Here is a 19,018-nt window from a genome sequence, read left to right as displayed (position 1 = left end):
TCGCCGCCGATCCGCCGCAGCGAATCCTTATCTCTCTGTCGTTGTCATCGGTTGAACACGCCGACCGCTGACAGCAACGCGGTTGCGTCCGGACCGCTTGGCGGCGTAGAGCGCCTCGTCCGCCGTCCGGACCAGCTGCGCGCCGTCTACGACGTGCCCGAGCCCTGTTGCCACGCCGACGCTGACGGTGATCGCGCAGTCCCAGTGTTGCGACTGCTGCTCGACATTGCGCCGCACCTCCTCGGCGAGCCGTTCGGCGTCGTGGGCCGAGCAGCCCGGAAGGATCAGCCCGAATTCCTCGCCGCCCAGGCGGGCCACCAGGTCGGTCTTGCGGGCTGTCCCCCGCAGCACCCCGGCCACCCGGGCGAGCGCGTCGTCCCCGGCGGCGTGGCCCCGGCTGTCGTTGAGCTTCTTGAAGTAGTCGAGGTCGAGCACGAGCACCGACAGAGGCGAGTCCGGAAGGTGCTGGCGGGCGCACTCGTGGGCCAGCCTCTCGTCCCAGCCCCGCCGGTTGTACAACCCGGTGAGCCGGTCGGTCCGGGCCTCCAGCTCGCTGGCCGCGAGCACCGCCGCCAGCCGCCGGCGCAGATTGGCCACGATCAGCATGGTCACGACCGACGTACCGACCAGGTACGCCGCCGGAGTGATTCCCGGGTTGCCGAGCAGGTTGATGGCCATCGGCGGGTACAGCAGGGCGATCAGCGCGACGTTGAGCAGTGCCGCCCGGATCGACAGGAAGTAGGCCGCGTACAGCACCGGCCAGATGTAGAGCAGCTCGCTGCCGTCGGCCGCGCTCGAGTTCAACACCGACGCCATCGTGATCAATAGCGTCCCGAACGGCGCCAGGACCTGAACACCCATCGGCGGCACCCGCTGCGGCACGGCCATGCAGAACGCGCCGAACACCACTGCCAACGACCCGAGGACGAACGTCGGCACCAGCCGCCCGTTGGCGAACGACTCCACGGTCAGCGCCAGCATGAACGGCAGCAGGCCGCCCGTGAAGAGCATGGCGCCACCCACGCGTGCAGCGATCTGCGCTTCGCGCGCCTCCCGGCCGAACATCACCTGCTTCACGCCTGAGTCATCGGCAGACCCCCCACCGACGTGAGCAGGTCGCCCTCGTGGCTTCGTTCGCGCTTCACAGGAAAGAAGCCGATGTGCCGCCCGGATGATCGCTCCGGGCGGGGGCGCCGGTCAGACCGTGTTCTGCAGCGCGGGACTGCGGGCGTACGGCAACGTCTTTCTGCCTTGTCGCAGCAGCACCGCGAAATATCAGGCCGGACAACAGTGACGGGGTGCCCGGTCAAGTGCCCGAACGGGTGAAAGCACTCGATCGCGTAGCCGTAAGCCGACGGCCGTACGGGCGGAACTGTGGACGGCGGCCGGTGCGGAGCAGAGCCCTGTGTCGATGCTGCGATCTCCCGAAAAGGATTAAGGCTCAACTACTGCGGCAATTCGGTCCGGCTCGCCTTCCCGCGGGTGACGGATGGTGACGAATGCGAGCTGAGCAGCGGTGATTCTCCGGTTGTACAGTCGTGCGGATCTATTGCGACGGAGCGAGGCGGAAGGCAGATGGCTAAGCACCGCGCCAAGGTGACCCGGCGATGGGTGTGGCCGGCGGCGGCGCTGCTCGCTGTGGGGGGGCTTTACCTCGCGGGCGTCCTGGTGTCGGGCGGGCGCTCGAACGGGACCGGCGCGGTAGCCCAAGCCCCCTGTGACCGGCCGGTACGGGTGGTCACCGCCAGCTCGTACGCGCCGGTGCTCGCCGCCCTCACCACTGGTGCCCGGGCGCGCGACTGCCTGCAGGTCGAGGTGACCGAGGCGGACGGCCGGGGCGCGGCGAAGCGTGCCGCTGATGTGAACGCTGACGTCTGGATCGCCGACGACAGTTCGTGGGCCGCCGACGCGGGCTCGGCCGGCCTGGCTCAGGCGCCGACGGCCGGCACCGGAACGGTGCTGGCGACCAGCCCGATCTACATGGTGACCGACTCGGCGACCGGGGCCTCGTTGCAGAAGGCCGGTGGCGGCTGGCTCGGGCTGGCCCGGCTTGTCAGCGAGAAGGCGGCCCGCCTGGTCGTGCGTGATCCGGAGGGCTCCGGCGACGGCCTGGTGAGTGCGGGCTCGGCGGCCGAGGCGGTCTGGCTGGACAAGGACATGGACGCCTCCGCGCTGTGGCTGGCCGAGGCCAAGCAGACGGCCCGCACCGTGACCGGCGACAGCCCGGCTCTGCCCGCCAAGGCCGGTGAGGTGGGCCTGGTGCCCGAGTACGAGCTGCTGCGCGACCCGAAGGCGGCTGCGGATCACGCTGTCCTGCCGGGCACCGACCACACCGCCCTGCTGCGCTACACGTGGCTGCCGCTGGCCGCGGCCACGGCCGACCCGGCACGTGCGGCCGCGATGGAACGCCTGCGCACCCGGTTGACGGGCGACGACGCCGCGGCCCAGGCGCGGGCCGCCGGGCTGCGGCCCGCGGACGCGAGCCGGACCGCCGGCGACGACTCGCTGCCCTCGCCCACAGCGGCACCGTTCGACGTGCTCGGCCCGCACCATGTCGACCACGTCTTCGCCACCTGGTACGCCGTCGACCGGCGGACAAACCTGCTGGTGGCGGTGGACATCTCCGGCTCGATGGCGGCGCCCGCGGTGGGTTCGGCCTCGTCCCGCATCGAGCTGGTCCGGCAGGGCTGCCGCTCGGTGGCCGGCCTGCTCCCGGACGACTCCCGGATGGGATTGTGGGAGTTCGGCAGCGAGCTGGACGGCGCGCGGGACTACCGCTCGCTGCTGGCGATGACCCCGCTGACCGCGCAGCACCGGTCCGCGCTGGCCGGCGCCGTGACGGAGCTGACCTCGCGCCGTACGGGCACCGGCCTGTACGACACGATCCTCGCGGCGTACACCTCGGCGCGGGACGCGTTCCAGGAAGGTGTGCCCAACCAGGTTCTCGTGCTCACCGACGGCCGCAACGAGTCGGACAAGAAGACACTGACCGCCGCCCAGCTCTCGGCGGCACTGCTCAAGGCGTCGGACAAGAACCGGCCGGTGCAGCTGAGCGTCGTGACGTTCGGCACGGCCGGGGACGCCAAGGCGATCACCGATGCGGTGGAGCCGATCGGCGGATATGTCGACAATCTGTCCACCGCCACGGAGGTCGCGGCGGTGTTCATCCACGTGGCAGCCGGAGGCCTGCACCACTGAGTGGCCGCGAGCCGAGGGTGGCGCCGAGCAGCTCACCAATTGATCGAGCTGAGCCTCGACCAGGTTGCACCGAAGAGGTCTGCCCTTTTCTCAGTGCAGGACTTGTGCCGCCGCTTCGGCGAACTCGGCGGGCTGCTCGACGTGCCCGAAGTGACCGCTGCGCGCGAGCACTCTCAGTTCGGCTCCCGGGATGCCGTCGGCGAGTTGAGCGGTCCAGGTCGGGCCACAGATGAAATCGTGCCGGCCCGCGATGACCACGGTGGGCGCGGCGATCTCGGCCAGCCGCGGGCGCAGGTCGAACGGCTCCGGGTCCTCCGCCCCGGACGGCTCGGCCCAGGCGCGGAGACCGGCGCGGAACGGCGCGAACTCTGCTTGCCGAGACCAGAAGTCGGCGAAGTAGATAGGCACGGCGGCGGCCAAGGCGCGGCTGACGGTGTCGTCGTCGGTGGCGGTCTCCAGTTGCTGGAATGCCGCCGGGATGGCGGCCGCCTCCGGGTTGTCCGGGAACTGCTGCGGGTAAGCGGTCACCGCATCCGTCGCTGCCGCCCAGAAGTCGGGCCCGGTCACGGGGGACGTGGAATACAGAATGAGGCCGGCCACTCGGTCGGGGTGCTGGAGTGCGTATTTCATGACGACGAAGCCGCCGTGTGAATGGCCCAGCAGGTACACGGGGTCTTGACCCAGATGATCGATGACGGCGGCGAGGAAGCGGACGTAGGTGTCCAGGCGATAGTCGTCGGCGGTGGCCAGCGGGCCGGACTCGCCGGTGCCGACCGGTTCCAGGTAGACCATCGTGAATCGTTTTTCGAGCTCCGGCGAGCGTAGGTAGGCCCAGTGCATGCCGGGGCCGCCGGGGTGCGCAACGCAAACGGGGCCACGCCCTGCCACGTGATAGACCTGCCGTATCCCGTCCACGCTGAGAACCTGCATGAATCTCTCCCGATCGACTACTTGACCCGTTCGTCCTCAACGGGATGCTGAAGATCCTTCTCGGCCGCCACTCCACCCTGCCACGCAGCGGCATGACCGTCGATCAGCCGAGGGACGTGTCCTCCCTGACGTGGAAGGCGATGCTGCTGACGCCGGCGCGTCACTTCGCGGGCACTTTCGTTCTGAACAGTTTTTCTGCGTTTCGGAACGCTATCTTTTCCTTGTCCTCGCGTGGCAGGTCGACTCCGCGGAACCAGTCGGTCTGCGCCTTGATGTCCGCGAACGGGTAGTCGGTTGCGAACATCACTCGATCCACGCTTATGTGCTTCAGCAGTAGATCGAGCAGTTCAGTCTGGGGGAATGCGCTGGTGGTGACCCAGAAGTTGTCCCGGAAGTACTGCCCGAAGGGCTTCTTGAGCGAGTCCTCGGTCGGCTCGCCCATGTCATTGACGATCCGCTCGTAATAGAAGGGAAGGCCTTCGCCCATGTGGCCGATGATTATCTTCAGTTTGGGGAATCTGTCGAAAACCCCGTACGTGATCATCCTAATGCATTGGGTCAGCACCTCCTGGTGCCAGCCGTATCCCGACCCGCTGAAAATGTAGGGTTGGAACTCTTTCGTGTATTGAGACCGTGTGGTGCTGTAGAGAATCTTGAAGATTTCGTCAGCCGGATAGCCGGGATGCAGGTAGATCGGCACATCGAGAGCAACGGCACGTGCCAGCACGGGTTCGAAATCGGGATGATCGAGATATTTCTTCGTGATGTGTCCGTTGGTGAGTGCGCCCAGGAAGCCATCTTCCCGAACCGAGCGTTCCAGTTCATCGGCCGCCGCCTCCGGGCTCTGCAAGGGCAAGGTGGCGAAAGCCTTGAAGCGGCCCGGATACTTGGCGATCGGCCCGTCGACAAGTTGCCGGTTGAGACGATAGGCAAGGTCGATGCCCCTTCGCCCCGGGATGTTCTGTACGGACGGTGTATGAGCCGAGAGGATTTGAACGTCGAGTCCCCCCGCGTCCATGTCGCCGATGCGGCGTCGGCCCAGATCCGCAAGACCGATCTCCTCGAGGAACGCCATGTGATCCGCGTTGATGGAGTTCAACTTCAACAACGCAGGAGTCGAAAATGTCTCCTCCGTGCCGATGAAGGGCAGGTCGCGGTCTCGCTGGTAAATTTCCGCGGTCTTGTCCGCGTTCTGGTCCGGAGCCTGGTCCGGAGTCTTTTTGCTGTCGCTCGCTGCCGAGGCAATGGCATGCGAGGACACGCCGGCGCCGATGCCGAGTGCCGTGGCGGCGGCCAGGAAGCTGCGGCGTCCCATGGGCTTCATGTCAGTCTCTCTTCCGGTGTCGTGTGATGGGGTATCCGTACGGCATCCGTTGGCGAGATGCTCCAGATCGAGCCTTCGTCGCCCTCGGCGCCGACGGATTACCTCAGTTGTCGGACGCCGACTTCGTACCTGGCGAATCTGAGACGATCGTTAATGCGGTGCTCAGGCCGGTTGTCGGAACCAGGTGCTGAGATGGAACGGCTTCGCCAGGCTGCCGCCACCGCAGCGCGGAGCGGCTATCCCGGCCGCGGACGTCAATGCCCGGATGCGCCCTGACGCCGGCAGCGCGCAGTCGCGGAGCGCCGGAGAGATTAATGATCGTCTCAGATTCACTCGGTACGAATTCGGCCTCGGACAAGCGATGTGACGCCTGCTCAGGAGGATCGATGAAAGTCAACGTAGCGTCGACGAAGGAAACGCCGCCCGGCCGGTGGGTGCCGTGGTTGGTGATCGGGTTGTGGATAGCCCTGGCGGCGGTCATGGTGCCGTTGAGCGGAAAGTTGAGCTCGGTCACCACCGACAAAGCCGTGGACGCCCTGCCGGCCGGCGCCGAGTCCACCAAGGTGGCGGTGCTGGAGGAGAGCCTCCCGGGCGCGGAGGACAACACGTTCGTCTTCGTGTACCACCGCGCCGGCGGCATGACCGACGCCGACCGCGCCACGGTCGAACGCCACTACGACACCCTGGCCAAGCGGTACCCGCCGAAGTCGGCGACGTCCGGCGAAGAGGATGACGACGGTCCCCCGATCAGGCCGTCCACCAACGGCAAGGCGATGATGTTCGCCCTCGAGCTGAGCACGACCTACGGCCCGCCGGAGGAGCTCGTCGGCCCGTTGCGTGACGCCGCGAAGGACCGCCCCGCCGGCCTGCAACTCGAGGTGACCGGCCCGGCTGCGATCGACGGCGACCTGGACGCCGTCTTCGACGGCATCGACCTGCAGGTCTTCCTCACCACGGTCCTCGTCGTCACGATCCTGCTGATCCTCACCTACCGCAGCCCGGTGTTGTGGTTCGTCCCGCTTGTGGCCGTGGGCGTGGCCGCCCTGACCTCGATGGCGACCGTCTATCTGCTGGTCAAGGGCTTCGGCATCGTGGTCGACAATCAGAACTCGGCGCTGCTGACGATCCTGGTGTTCGGCGTCGGCACGGACTACGCGCTGTTGCTCATCGCCCGATATCGGGAGTCACTGCACCACCACCAGAACGTCCGGGTCGCGATGGTCCACGCCCTGCGCGGCGCGGCGCCGGCCATCGTCGCGTCCGCGGCCACCGTGATCGCCGGCCTGCTCTGCCTGCTCGTCGCGGACCTGAACAGCATCAGGGGGCTGGGCCCGATCGGCGCAGCCGGCATCCTGTGCGCGCTGGTGGCCATGCTGACCCTGTTCCCGGCGGTGCTCGTGGTGCTCGGCCGCCGGATCTTCTGGCCGGCCATCCCGCGGTTCGGCACGGCCATGCAGGAGAAGCCGGGGCTGTGGGGACGGCTCGGCACCGCCATCAGCCGCCGCCGGTGGGTGGCGACGCTCGGCTCGTTCACCATCCTCGCCGCGCTCTGCATCGGACTGACGGGCAACACCGGCGCCCTGCGGGAGCAGGACCAGTTCCTGTCCGCGCCGGAGTCGGTCACCGGCTTCACCGTTCTGCGCCAGAACTTCCCGGAGCTCGGCGGGCAGCCGATGACCATCTACACGCGGCCGGCGTACCAGGAACGGGTGCTTGACGTCGTCAGGCGCATTCCCGGCGTGGCGCAGGCCGAACCGGGCCAGACCGTTCAAGGCTGGACCGACATCTCCGTGTACCCGACCGACGCCCCGGACACCGTCGCGGAGTACGACACCATCAAGCGGGTGCGCACCGCCGTGCACGCGGTGAACGGGGCGGAAGCGATCGTCGGCGGGCCGAGCGCGGAGAACCTCGACACCGAGGTCACCACCAGCCGCGACGAAAAGCTGGTGATCCCGCTGGTGCTCGCCGTGGTCCTGATCGTCCTCGGGTTGCTGCTGCGGGCGATCGTGGCCCCGCTGATCCTGATGGCGACGGTGATCGTCTCGTTCGCCGCGGCCTTCGGCGGCAGTGTGTTCGTCTTCGAGACCATCCTCGGGTTCAAGGGCGTCGACTATTCGGTGCCGCTGCTGGCATTCCTGTTCCTGGTGGCGCTCGGGGTCGACTACAACATCTTCCTGTCCAGCCGGGCCCGGGAGGAGACCGTACGTCTGGGCACCGGAGACGGCATGCTCAGAGCCCTGTCCGCCACCGGCGGCGTCATCACCTCGGCAGGCCTGGTCCTGGCAGCGACGTTCGCGGTGCTCGTTTCACTTCCGCTGGTGATGCTGGTCGAGGTCGGGTTTCTGGTCGCGTTCGGCGTGCTGCTCGACGCCCTGCTGGTGCGGTCGGTCCTGGTGCCCGCCCTCACCCTGCTGATCGGCCGGCGGATGTGGTGGCCGAGCCGGCTGTCCCGTCCCGTGGCGGAGCCGCCGGACGGGCGGCACTCGCCGGCCGACGACGAGGAGCCCGCGCTGCAACGGTGAGCGCGTCCGCACGGAGGAGATCCGGGACGGGAACCCAGGCCCGTTCCGGATCTTCTCCCGGGCGACCACCTCCTGCCGGCGTTCCCCGTACATGCAGACCAGGGCTACCGTTCCTGTTGCCGCGGCTCGTCGATCAGGACAGAGCCCGGTAGACGGCGCCGACGTAGTCGCGGCTGCGGTCGGATCCGAGAATGCCGGGTGCCATCTTGTTCATGACGTAGGCGATGGTCACCTGTCGGTCGAGGTCGACGATCGCCATCGATCCGCCCCAGCCGCCCCAGTAGGCGATCCGCCCCTGCGGCACCCACGGCAGCGTGCGCGGGTCTGTGACGGCGAAGCCGAGGCCCCACCGCAGGAACAGGCCGTTGACCCGGTCGACGCCTTCGGTCCGGACATCGAGGATCGAGGCCGCCGTGCCCTTGCGAAGAAGCCGGCCGGTGCCGGTCCTGCCGTCACGCGCCAGCGGGGAGAGGATCGCGGCGACGCCGCGGGCGCTGCCGTGGCCGTTCGCCGCTCCGATCTCCGCGGCGCGCCAGCCGGGCGTGTTGGCGTCGTCGGCCGAGAACGCGGGCCCGGTGAAGGTCTTCGCCGCCGGACTGCCGGGGTCGACCTCGCCCAGCGGGAACGGCGGGGGAGCGATCACGTCCGCGACCCGCGGAAGGTCCCGGGCGGCGACACCCAGCTGGAAATCCGCGCCCAGTGGCCCGGCGAGCTCCTGCGCGATGAAGGCGCGCAGGGGGCGCCCGTCGACGCGGCGGACGATCTCGCCGAGCAGGTGCCCGTAGGACAGCACGTGGTAGCCCGAGGCGCTGCCCGGTGTCCACCACGGTGCCTGGGCGGCGAACCGGGCGGCGGCGCGCGGCACGTCGTAGAGGTCGCTCAGCGTTGCCGGCTGCTCGAGGCCGGAGACCCCTGACGCGTGGCTGAGCACCTGCCGCACCGTCACCCGCTCTTTGCCCTGGGCCGCGAATTCGGGCCAGTAGCGGGCGATGGGCGCGTCCACGTCGACGACGCCGCGATCCGCGAGCACCAGGACCGCGAGCGCGGTGACGGTCTTGGAGATCGACCAGACGTTGGTGATGGTGTCGCGCTGCCAGGCGCTGGTACGAGCGGCGTCGCGGTGACCTCCCCAGAGGTCCACGACGGTTTCGCCGTCGACGTCGACCACGATCGAGGCGCCCACCTCCTCGCCGTTGCTCAGATTCTTCTCGAGGAGGTCGCGGACGGGGGCGAAGGCTGGATGCACTGTTCCGGAAGTCATGGATGGAGCGTCCGGCCGTGACATCAGTGTCAAGGTCAACCGGATGTCGTGCGGCTCACTCTCTCGGCGTAGGCGACGATCGCCTTGTGCCGGGCGGTCAGCTGGTCGATGCGGGCCTGCAACGCCGTCGCCTCGTCGCACAGGGCCTGCAGCACGTCGCCGGCTGGACCGCTCAGGTGCGTGATGTCGGGGCCCTCGAGCCGGGGGAGCAGATCACGGATCATGCGGGTCGACAGACCGGCGTCGAGCAGGGCCCGGATCTGCGCGATCCGTTCGACGCCGAGAGCACAGTACTGCCGGTAACCGTTGACGTCGCGGCCCGGCGTGATGAGCTGCTGCTGCTCGTAGTAACGGAGCAGGCGCGCCGCGATGCCAGTGCGCTCGGTCATCTGCCCGATCGTCATGGTCACAGCAGCCGAGATTAGCTCGCTCAGTCCTTGCAGGCCGCGGCCAGCGCCTCCAGCTCGCGCATCAGCCGCTCGGTGCGCTCGGCGCCGAACGCCGCGGAGACCCGGGCCTGGTGCGAGGCGACCCGTCGGTCGAGCCGGGCGACCAGGTCACGGCCGAGGTCGGAGAGGTAGACGGCGACCCGCCGCCGGTCGGCGGTGTCCTGACGGCGGTACACCACCGCGTCGTCGACCAGGCGGTCCACGGCCTTGGTCAGCGTGGGGTGCGGCATCAGCACGGCCTCGGCGAGGTCGGTCATCGAGTGCCCGTGCCCGTCGGAGAGCGCCCGCAGGATGCGCCACTGCTCGACGCTGACGCCCTCGGCCGCCAGCCCCTCGGCCAGCTGCCGGTTCAGCTGGCGTTCCACCTCGCTCAGCAGGTACGGCAGGGATGTGCGCAGTGTCGTGTCGGTCATGGCGCCGCCCCCTTTTGCCGTCGGCCTGCAAGCGAAGATACTCGGCGGATGCCGCACGACGTCGTTCTGATCACCGATCCGCTGGAGGCGCTGCTCATGGCGCCCCCGCCGGATCAGGCGGTGCGGGTCGGGATCGTGGTGCCGGCGTCCGGCACGCTGGGGCTGCTCGCCCCGTCGACGCTCAACTGTGCCGCACTGGCCGCCGCCGAGCTCAACGCAGCGGGCGGCGTGCTGGGCCGGCCGGTGGAGCTGGTGCTCGTCGACGGGGGCCGGCCGCCCGCCGAGGTGGCGGCCGAGGTCGGCGGCCTGGTGCAGGCTCGTGCGCTGAGCGCCCTGGTCGGCACGCATGCCAGCGACGTGCGGGTGGCCCTGGCGTACGCCGTGGGCGGCGCGGTGCCGTACGTCTACACCCCGCCGTACGAGGGCGGCGAGCGTACGCCCGGGGTTTTCCTGCTCGGTGAGACCCCGGAGCGGCAGCTGCGCCCCGCGCTGGACCAGCTGGTGGCGGCCCGCGCGCAGCGCTGGATGCTGCTGGGCAACGACTACGTGTGGCCGCGCCGGGTGCACGCGGCGGCGCACCGTCAGCTGGCCCGGGCCGGCGCCCGGGTGGTGGCCGAGCGCTACGTGCCGCGCGGCGGCGCGGACGCCGCGGAGCTGGTCGAGCAGGTGGCCACGGCCCGGGTCGACGCGGTGCTGCTGAGCCTGGTCGGCAGCGACCTGGTGGCGTTCAACCGGCAGTTCGCCCGCTCGCCGATGGCCGGGCGGGTGGCCCGGGTCTGCGCGGCGCTGGAGGAGAACGGCCTGCTCGGCGCGGGTGGCGACGGCAGCGGCGAGCTGTACGCAGCGATGGGCTACTTCGCCGCGCTGGCCACCGACGCGTCACTCGCGTTCGGCGAGCGGTACGCGGCGCGCTTCGGACCGGATGCGCCCGTGCTGAACGGGCACAGCGAGGGGGCGTACGACGGCGTGCACCTGCTGGCCACCCTGGCGCGGCGAGCCGGCACCCTCGCTGCGCCGGCCCTGGACGCGGTGGCCGACGGCACCCGGGTCGCGGGCGGCCGGGGCCCGTTCGTGATGCGCGGGCGGCACGCCGAGCAGCCGGTGTACGTGGCCCGCGCCGACGGGCTGGACTTCGAGGTGATTGCAAGCGGGTAAAAGCTTCCGGCAGAAATCTTTTCTGTTTCAAGCTTTTGGCATAGCGTGCGCCCTCAGACGTAAGGAGGGCCGTGCGATGGCTCAACCCCCGGAGGCACCCGCCGCCGCCGATCTGCAGAAGTTCGGCTACAAGCAGGAGCTCAGCCGCTCGCTGAGCTTCAGCGACCTGCTCATCTACGGGCTCATCTTCATGGTGCCGATCGCGCCGTTCGGCATCTTCGGCAGCGTGTTCAACGGCTCGGGCGGCATGGTCGCGCTGGCCTACGTCATCGGCATGGTCGCCATGATGTTCACCGCGCTGTCCTACAGCCAGATGGTCAGGGCCTTCCCGATGGCCGGATCGGTCTACACCTACGCCGGGCGCGGGATCGCCCCGCCGGTCGGCTTCCTCGCCGGCTGGGTGATCCTGCTCGACTACGTACTGGTGCCCGGTCTGCTCTACCTGATCGCCGCGGTCGCCATGCACTCGCTGGTGCCGGCCATCCCGGTCTGGCTGTGGCTGGTCGGGTTCGTGCTGCTCAACACCGTGGTCAACTACATGGGCATCCAGATGACCGCGCGGATCAACAAGTACATGCTGATCGCCGAGCTGATCATCCTGGGGATCTTCCTGGTGGTCGGCGTCGTGGCGCTGGCCAACGGCAAGGGCAACGGGTTCTCGTTCGACTCGTTCTACAACTCCGAGACCTTCTCGTGGTCGGTGGTGTTCGGCGCGGTCTCGATCGCCGTGCTGTCGTTCCTCGGCTTCGACGGCATCTCGATGCTCGCCGAGGAGAGCCGCGAGGACGCGCGTACGATCGGCCGGGCCATGGTGGCCGCGCTGCTGCTGGCCGGCACGCTGTTCGTCGTGCAGACCTGGGTGGCCTCGCTGCTCGTGCCGGACACCGCGGGCCTGCTGGCCAACGGCGACCCGGAGGGCACCGCCTTCTACGACGCCGCGCGCGTCGCCGGCGGCGGCTGGCTGGCCAGCCTCGCCGCGCTCGCCACGGCGATCGCCTGGGGCTTCGCGAACTCGCTGGTCGCGCAGGCCGCCACCAGCCGGCTGCTGTACGCGATGGCCCGCGACGGGCAGATGCCGCGCTTCCTCCGCAAGATCAACGAGAAGCACAAGGTGCCGGCCAACGCCACCCTGCTGGTCGCCGCGATCTCGCTGGTCCTCGGCCTCTACATGGCCAGCCGCGACGACGGCATCTCGCTGCTCTCCACGCTCGTCAACTTCGGCGCCATGACCGCGTTCCTCGCGCTGCACGTGGCCGTGGTGGTGCACTACGTCGTGCGCAACAAGAGCCGCGACTGGTGGCGCCACCTGGTGGTGCCGGTGATCGGCTTCCTGATCCTGCTGTACGTGGTGATCAACGCGAACATCGCCGCCCAGGTGCTCGGCTTCGCCTGGCTCGGCATCGGCGTGATCGTGCTGATCAGCTTCTACGCCACCGGGCGGCGACCCGTGCTGGCCGGGCTGAACGAGACGGAAGGGAGCAACGCGTGACCGACGTTGTCAACTATCGCCCCGCCGAGGACGAGCTGTCCTACACCTTCGGCGGCCGTGAGGCGGTGCGCCGGGTCAAGCCGGGCACGATCCTCGAGCTCTACACCGAGGACTGCTTCGGCGGCCGGGTCCGCGGCGTCGACGACCTGCCGTCGGTGGCCTGCGAGTTCCCGTTCCTCAACCCGGTCACCGGACCGATCCACGTCGAGGGCGCCGAGCCGGGCGACACGCTCGCGGTGCACTTCGTCGAGATCGTGCCGGCCCGCGACTGGGCCGTCTCCTCGACGTTCCCGCACTTCGGGGCGCTGACCGGCACGCACACCACGGCCACCCTGCACCCGCCGCTGGACGAGGTGGTCTGGCGCTACGACGTCGACGTGGCCGCGGGCATCGTGCGCTATCACGCCCGGCGCGGCGACTACAGCGTCGATCTTCCCCTCGATCCCATGCACGGTACGGCCGGAGTCGCGCCCGCGGCGTTCGAGAGCCGGGCGACCATCGTCCCGGACGTGCACGGCGGCAACATGGACACGCCCGAGCTGCGCGCCGGGGTGACGGCGTACTTCGGCGTCAACGTGCCCGGCGCGCTGTTCGCGCTCGGCGACGGGCACTGCCGGCAGGGCGACGGCGAGGTGTGCGGCACCGGCGTCGAGGCGGCCATGAACACCGTGGTGATCCTCGACGTCATCAAGGGCGCCGCCACGCCGACGCCCCGGTTCGAGACCGACGAGGCGCTCATGTCGGCCGGTTCGGCACGCCCGCTCGAGGACGCGTACCGGATGAGCCAGCACGACCTGGTCACGTGGACGGCGGACCTGATCGGGCTCGACGTGCTCGACGCGTACCAGCTGATCAGCCAGGCGGGCGAGGCGCCGGTCGGCAACGTGTGCGATCCGAACTACACGATGCTGGCCAGGGTGGCGAAGAACTACCTGGGCTCCGCCTCGGCGTACGAGGGTGTGCACGGCCGGCTGCGCACGTCGGCGCAGCGCTACCTGGCCACGCGGTGAGCGGCCCGGGGGCCGCGGCGTGTGCCGCGGCCCCCGGCGCCGATCAGCTGTAGCCATACGGCCGAGGTCGGCGATGACCTCGGCCTGATCCTGGTCGATCCAGTTCCGCAACGCCTCAGGATGCACCCCGAGCTGCTCGGCCAGACGTCGAATCACCGGCTTCGGATCCGACTCCCGGGGTACGCGATCCAGCGCTGCTGCACCTCACGGATGGGAACCGGGTTCCGGTGGTGCCGCTTCCCCGGCCGTGCTGGACCGCACTGATCAGGTCGGCGTCCTGCGGCATCCCCGTCTGCCGGGTCATGAGTGAGAACCGTTCCGTCCCCATTGGTGGGCTCATCCATGACCGGTGTATTCGGGCCTGATTGCCCTCGATGCGTCCGGGGACGCACGCCGATGAGGGTGCGGAGAGGACTCCGCCCCGCGGCTCCCAGGAGGCACAATGTCAGTGCGTACCGTCGCGGTCCTCGGCCCCGTCCCGTTCGACCGCATCACCACCCACCGAGACGAAGTCCTCAGCAAGTACGGGTGTGCCCTCTACACCGTGGCCGCGCTGTCGGCCCTGTTGGAGCCGAGCGACCGCATCTGTCCCGTCGTGCACGTCCGCCGGGTCGACGAGGAACCGATCAAGGAACTGCTGTCCCAGTTCCCCAACGTCGACCTGACCGGCGTGCGCTCCGACACCGACCGGGGCGACGCGGTGGAGCTCGTCTACCTCGATCAGAACAAGCGGGACGAGCGTCAGACGCACTTCATGGCCCCGATCCTGCCCGAGGACGTGGAGTTCGTGCTGGACGCGGACGCGTTCGTCTGTGTCCCGATCACCGATTACCAGGTGAGCCAACCTACGCTCCGGTTCATCCGGGAACGTAGCTCGGGTTTCATTCTGCTGGACGGCCACGGACCGACAGTCGCGCTCACCGGCGGGGGCGAGCGGGTCCACCGCTTGTGGATCGACCGTGACATGTGGTTGCCGTACGTGGACATCTTGAAGTTGAACCTGGAGGAGGCCGGCTGCGGCTGGTTCCCGCCGGGGTCCGCCGACAGCACCACGTCAGCCGCACCGCTCACGGTGCGGGATCTGCCGCGCTTCGCGGAGCACTGCCTGGACCGGGGCGTCCGCTCGCTGTGCGTCACCCTCGACGAGCACGGCTGCGCGGTGTACTACAAGGACGCCGACGGCGTCGTGCGCGAGGAACTCGTCGACCGCCTGCCGGTGGAGAACGTGGTCGACACCACGGGCTGCGGTGACTCGTTCGCCGCCGGCATGGCTTTCGGTTATCTGCACCGCAACGACTATGTGCGAGCGGCCCAGTACGGCAACGCCATGGGCGCCCAACGCTGCGCCAGCAGGGAGCTGAAGGGCTACAAGTCCCTGGCCGAGACGGACCGTCAACTGGCGGAGGCGTACGGGATATGAGGGATCAGCTCAGCGACGCGGAATGGCTGATCAGGGAATCGGGTTTCGATCCTCTGCGGGCCAACACGTTCGAAACACTGCTCACCGTCGGCAACGGCCACCTCGGTACTCGCGGCACGTTGGAGGAGGGCTGGGTCGGCGAGCGCTCGGGAACCTTCCTGAGCGGGGTCTACGACAGCCACGACGCGACGGTGATCGATCTCGTCAACGCACCCGACTGGCTTCCGCTGGTCGTCTTCGTGGATGGTGTGCGCCTCGACGTCGAGACGTGTGAAACGGTGGAACACGAGCGCGCTCTCGACATCCGGCAGGGCGTCCTCTGGCGGCGCACGATTTTTCGGGACCGGCGCGGCCGGCGCACCCGGATCGAGAGCCTGCGCTTCGCCAGCCTGGCCGACCGCCGGCTGTGTGCGGTGCGGCTGGAGGTCACCCCGGAGGACCACTCCTCGACGATCACCGTGGAGAGCGGGATCGCCGGGCGACGGCGAAATCTGGACCGCCTGCCGTTCTATCCCGAGGGCACCGTCTTCGACCCCGAGGTGCAGTGGGAGAAATGGGCCTGGTCGAACCACCTGCGGCCGGTGACCGTCGATGCTGCCGACGACATGCTGTACCTGGAGACCCGCACCATCGCCGGCGGGGTGAGCCTGGGCTACGCGGCCTCGCTCGACGCCGGCCCGGAGCCGCTGCGGCGACGGTTGCGCCTGAGCGCCGAGCACGCCGAGGAGCAGGCCGACTTCGTCGTGGCCGCGGGGGAGACGCTGCGGCTCGACAAGCTGGTCACCATCGTCACGTCCCGGAACCACCCGGAACCGGTGCAGCGGCGGTGCCTGGAGACGCTGCAGGGCCACCGCCGGACGGGGTTGGACGCCGCGCTCTCCGCCAACAGGCAGGTGTGGGAGTCGATGTGGAACGACTGCGACTGCCAGGTGGTCGGCGACCCGGTGGCGACGCAGGCTGTGCGGTTCGGCGTCTACCAGCTCCTCATCGCCGCGAACGGGGAAGACCCGACGGTGAACATCGGGGCGAAGTCGCTGACCGGTGAGGGCTACCGCGGGCACGTCTTCTGGGACACCGAGATCCTGATGCTTCCGTTCTTCATCTACACCCAGCCCGACACCGCGCGGTCGCTGCTGCGGTATCGGCACCACACCCTGCCCGGAGCGCGCGAGGTGGCCCGCGAGAGCGGCTTCCGCGGCGCGCGTTTTCCCTGGGAGTCGGCGGACAGCGGACGGGAGGAGTGCCCGCGGTACACCACGGACGGGGCGAACCGCTTCTGGACCCGGGACGAGGAGGTCCATGTCTCCGCCGACGTCGCCTACGGCATTCTCACCTACGTCGCCGCCACGGGTGACCACGACTTCCTCGTCGACTTCGGTGCGGAGGTGCTGTTCGAGACCAGCCGCTTCTGGGTGAGCCGGGTCGAGCATGACCCGGCAACGGACCGCTACGCCCTGAAGCAGGTCATGGGCCCCGACGAGTTCCACTCCCACGTCGACAACAACGCCTTCACCAACCGGTTCGCGCAATGGCACCTGGACCAGAGCGTTCAGCTGTACGAGGACCTGTCGGCTCACCATCCGCAAGCCCTGCGGTCGATCGAGGCCGCGATCGGGCTGGACGGCGCCGAGGTGCGGCACTGGCGGGAGGTGGCCGAGCGGATCATCCTGCCGATCGACCCCGAACGCGAACTGGTCGAGCAGTTCGAGGGCTACTTCGAACGTAAGGACGTGCCCATCACGCAGTGGGACGCCAACAACATGCCCCGCTACCCGGCCGGCTACCACCACTTCAACTGCGAAGACACCATGTTGTTGAAGCAACCCGACGTGGTGATGCTGATGTACCTGCTGCCGGACGACTTCACCGCCGAGGTGAAGCGGGCCAACTTCGAGTTCTACGAGGCTCGCACGCTGCACAAATCCTCGCTCAGCCCGGCGATCCACGCGATCATGGGCATCGAGGTCGGTGACCATGATCGCGCGCTCGAGTATTTCTACCGGTCGGCGCTCGTCGACCTCGCCGACAACCAGGGCAACACCGCGTACGGCATCCACATCGCCTCCGCCGGCGGTACGTGGCAGACCCTGGTGAACGGCTTCGGCGGCCTACGGCTGAGGCACGGGCGGCTCACCTTCGACCCGTGGCTGCCCGAGCAGTGGGAGGAGATCCGCTTCCGGCTGCGCTGGCGCGGCAACTCCCTCTCGGCCGCCATCCGGCAGCGGGATGCCACCTTCTGCCTGCACGGACCTGCGGCGGCCACCGAAGAAGTGGTCGTGGCGGGAGCACCTCTGACCTTGACGGCAAACGAACCGGCGACGGTGTCGACAGCGAAGGGAGCACGGACATGAGCCACGGCGGTGCGGTGGGCCCGGAAGCCTCGATCTACGACGAGGGCGACGTCAAGGGCAGCGGCGTAGTCCGGATCGCGGTAGTCGCGGCCCTGGGTGGTTTCCTCTTCGGCTACGACAGTGCCGTGATCAACGGCGCTGTCTCGGCCATCTCGGACCGGTTCGACGTCTCCGCCGCGCCACTGGGCTTCGCGGTGGCGTCCGCTCTGCTCGGCGCGGCCGCCGGTGCGCTGCTGGCCGGCCGGATCGCGGACCGCGTCGGGCGACTCGCGGTGATGCGCATCGCCGCGGTCTTCTTCCTGGTCAGCGCGATCGGCGCCGGCGCGGCCAACAGCCTGTGGGTCCTGGTTGTCTTCCGGGTGATCGGCGGTCTCGGCGTCGGCATGGCTTCGGTCATCGCGCCCGCCTACATCGCGGAGATCTCGCCCGCCCGGATCCGCGGACGTCTCGCCTCGCTGCAGCAGCTGGCCATCGTCTCGGGCATCTTCATCTCCCTGCTGGTCGATTTCCTGTTCGCCCGGGCGGCCGGCTCGTCGATGGATCCGTTCTGGTTCGGGTGGGCCGCATGGCGCTGGATGTTCCTCGCCATGGCGGTTCCCGCGCTGATCTACTTCGCGCTGTCGCTGACCATCCCCGAGTCACCCCGGTTCCTCATCGCCAAGCACCGCATCCCGGCCGCCACGGCCATCCTGACGAAGCTGCTGGGCGAGGCCAACATCGAGCTCAAGATCAAGCGGATCCGGGAGACGATGGAGCGCGACACCGAACCGTCGTGGAGGGACCTCAAAGGGCCGTCGGGCAGGATCGCGGGGATCGTCTGGGTCGGCCTGCTGTTGTCGGTCTTCCAGCAGTTCGTCGGCATCAACGTGATCTTCTACTACTCCAACGTCCTGTGGGAGGCCGTCGGGTTCAACGAGGGCCAGGCGTTCATCATCACCGTGATCAGCTCAGTGATCAACATCGCCACCACGCTGATCGCGATCGCGACCGTCGACAGATTCGGGCGCAAGCCACTGCTCATCATCGGGTCCATCGGTATGACGATCACCCTGGCCACCCTCGCCGTGATCTTCGGCAGCGCACCTGTCGTGAACGGCAACCCGGTGCTCGAGGGCGCACAGGGCCCGTTGGCCCTGATCGCGGCCAACCTGTTCGTCGTCGCGTTCGGCATGTCCTGGGGACCCGTCACCTGGGTGCTGCTCGGCGAGATGTTCCCCAACCGGATGCGGGCGGCTGCGCTGTCGCTCGCCGCCGGCGGTCAATGGGTCGCCAACTGGCTCATCACCGTCAGCTTCCCCAGCCTCAAGGACGTCTCACTGGCCCTGGCCTACGGCCTTTACGCCATGTTCGCGTTGCTGTCGCTGTTGTTCGTGGCCAAGTTCGTCGCCGAGACCAAGGGCAAGCAACTGGAGGACATGACCGCGGACCGCCCCGCCGTCCCCGTGCGCAAAGGGTAGACACGGCACCGCAGAGGTGTGACGGCAGCGGGCTCC

The 19,018-nt window shown here is 68.9% G+C and carries 15 protein-coding genes and 1 pseudogene; 8 read left to right on the top strand and 8 right to left on the bottom strand.

The window, feature by feature from the left end; translation table 11 throughout:
* Positions 1 to 27: 27 nt before the first annotated feature.
* The gene (locus tag ACSNN8_RS33880) at positions 28 to 1,077 is read right to left on the bottom strand and encodes a diguanylate cyclase (protein WP_436654181.1); all 1,050 of its coding nucleotides are present in this window, start codon (positions 1,075 to 1,077) and stop codon (positions 28 to 30) included.
* A 498-nt stretch (positions 1,078 to 1,575) separates the two neighbouring features.
* On the opposite strand from ACSNN8_RS33880, the gene ACSNN8_RS33875 reads away from it, so the two are divergent.
* Positions 1,576 to 3,198: a substrate-binding domain-containing protein gene (locus ACSNN8_RS33875; RefSeq protein WP_436654180.1), complete on the top strand. Its 1,623-nt coding sequence runs from the start codon at positions 1,576 to 1,578 to the stop codon at positions 3,196 to 3,198.
* A 90-nt stretch (positions 3,199 to 3,288) separates the two neighbouring features.
* On the opposite strand, the gene ACSNN8_RS33870 is transcribed toward ACSNN8_RS33875, so the two are convergent.
* The 3 genes from ACSNN8_RS33870 to ACSNN8_RS33860 all read right to left on the bottom strand — a co-directional run bounded on the left by ACSNN8_RS33870 (position 3,289) and on the right by ACSNN8_RS33860 (position 5,969).
* Positions 3,289 to 4,128, bottom strand: a complete 840-nt coding sequence (locus ACSNN8_RS33870; RefSeq protein WP_436654178.1) for an alpha/beta fold hydrolase — start codon at positions 4,126 to 4,128, stop codon at positions 3,289 to 3,291.
* Between the two features lie 160 nt (positions 4,129 to 4,288).
* Positions 4,289 to 5,452 carry an amidohydrolase family protein gene (locus ACSNN8_RS33865; protein WP_436654176.1) on the bottom strand — a complete coding sequence of 388 codons (1,164 nt, stop codon included), beginning with the start codon at positions 5,450 to 5,452 and terminating at the stop codon, positions 4,289 to 4,291.
* Between the two features lie 103 nt (positions 5,453 to 5,555).
* Complete coding sequence (locus ACSNN8_RS33860; RefSeq protein ID WP_436654175.1) at positions 5,556 to 5,969, bottom strand: hypothetical protein; 414 nt, start codon at positions 5,967 to 5,969, stop codon at positions 5,556 to 5,558.
* A gap of 10 nt (positions 5,970 to 5,979) precedes the next feature.
* Between ACSNN8_RS33860 and ACSNN8_RS33855 the strand changes: the two genes are divergently transcribed.
* Positions 5,980 to 7,977 carry an MMPL family transporter gene (locus ACSNN8_RS33855; RefSeq protein ID WP_436654173.1) on the top strand — a complete coding sequence of 666 codons (1,998 nt, stop codon included), beginning with the start codon at positions 5,980 to 5,982 and terminating at the stop codon, positions 7,975 to 7,977.
* 133 nt (positions 7,978 to 8,110) lie between these two features.
* On the opposite strand, the gene ACSNN8_RS33850 is transcribed toward ACSNN8_RS33855, so the two are convergent.
* From ACSNN8_RS33850 to ACSNN8_RS33840, 3 genes are read right to left on the bottom strand one after another with little or no spacing between them, the layout of a single operon-like run.
* Positions 8,111 to 9,238: a serine hydrolase domain-containing protein gene (locus tag ACSNN8_RS33850; protein WP_436654172.1), complete on the bottom strand. Its 1,128-nt coding sequence runs from the start codon at positions 9,236 to 9,238 to the stop codon at positions 8,111 to 8,113.
* 35 nt (positions 9,239 to 9,273) lie between these two features.
* Positions 9,274 to 9,642, bottom strand: coding sequence for a MerR family transcriptional regulator (locus ACSNN8_RS33845; protein ID WP_436655506.1), 369 nt, complete (start codon positions 9,640 to 9,642; stop codon positions 9,274 to 9,276).
* A 26-nt stretch (positions 9,643 to 9,668) separates the two neighbouring features.
* Entirely contained in the window at positions 9,669 to 10,100 is a 432-nt protein-coding gene (locus ACSNN8_RS33840) for a MarR family winged helix-turn-helix transcriptional regulator (protein WP_436654170.1), read from the bottom strand.
* A 48-nt stretch (positions 10,101 to 10,148) separates the two neighbouring features.
* Between ACSNN8_RS33840 and ACSNN8_RS33835 the strand changes: the two genes are divergently transcribed.
* From ACSNN8_RS33835 to ACSNN8_RS33825, 3 genes are all read left to right on the top strand, one after another.
* Positions 10,149 to 11,255, top strand: a complete 1,107-nt coding sequence (locus ACSNN8_RS33835) for a substrate-binding domain-containing protein (protein ID WP_436654168.1) — start codon at positions 10,149 to 10,151, stop codon at positions 11,253 to 11,255.
* Positions 11,256 to 11,331: 76 nt separating this feature from the next.
* Positions 11,332 to 12,744, top strand: a complete 1,413-nt coding sequence (locus tag ACSNN8_RS33830) for an APC family permease (protein WP_436654166.1) — start codon at positions 11,332 to 11,334, stop codon at positions 12,742 to 12,744.
* Entirely contained in the window at positions 12,741 to 13,754 is a 1,014-nt protein-coding gene (locus tag ACSNN8_RS33825) for an acetamidase/formamidase family protein (protein WP_436654164.1), read from the top strand. Before ACSNN8_RS33830 ends, ACSNN8_RS33825 begins: the two co-directional genes overlap by 4 nt.
* A gap of 90 nt (positions 13,755 to 13,844) precedes the next feature.
* Here ACSNN8_RS33825 and ACSNN8_RS33820 read toward each other — a convergent pair.
* Positions 13,845 to 13,946 (bottom strand): annotated as a pseudogene (locus ACSNN8_RS33820) (transposase); the annotation flags it as partial.
* Between the two features lie 250 nt (positions 13,947 to 14,196).
* Here ACSNN8_RS33820 and ACSNN8_RS33815 point away from each other — a divergent pair.
* Genes ACSNN8_RS33815 through ACSNN8_RS33805 form a run of 3 tightly spaced genes read left to right on the top strand, consistent with a single transcriptional unit; the run spans position 14,197 to position 18,982 of the window.
* Positions 14,197 to 15,174: a carbohydrate kinase family protein gene (locus ACSNN8_RS33815; protein WP_436654162.1), complete on the top strand. Its 978-nt coding sequence runs from the start codon at positions 14,197 to 14,199 to the stop codon at positions 15,172 to 15,174.
* Positions 15,171 to 17,525: a glycoside hydrolase family 65 protein gene (locus ACSNN8_RS33810; protein WP_436654160.1), complete on the top strand. Its 2,355-nt coding sequence runs from the start codon at positions 15,171 to 15,173 to the stop codon at positions 17,523 to 17,525. Before ACSNN8_RS33815 ends, ACSNN8_RS33810 begins: the two co-directional genes overlap by 4 nt.
* Positions 17,522 to 18,982: a sugar porter family MFS transporter gene (locus tag ACSNN8_RS33805; protein WP_436654159.1), complete on the top strand. Its 1,461-nt coding sequence runs from the start codon at positions 17,522 to 17,524 to the stop codon at positions 18,980 to 18,982. Before ACSNN8_RS33810 ends, ACSNN8_RS33805 begins: the two co-directional genes overlap by 4 nt.
* The last annotated feature ends 36 nt before the right edge of the window (positions 18,983 to 19,018 follow it).

It is taken from the genome of Actinoplanes sp. URMC 104 (genome assembly GCF_051386375.1).
Classification (GTDB): domain Bacteria; phylum Actinomycetota; class Actinomycetes; order Mycobacteriales; family Micromonosporaceae; genus Actinoplanes.
Note: the sequence above shows the minus strand (reverse complement) of the source record. Positions and strands in the feature narration are given on the sequence as shown.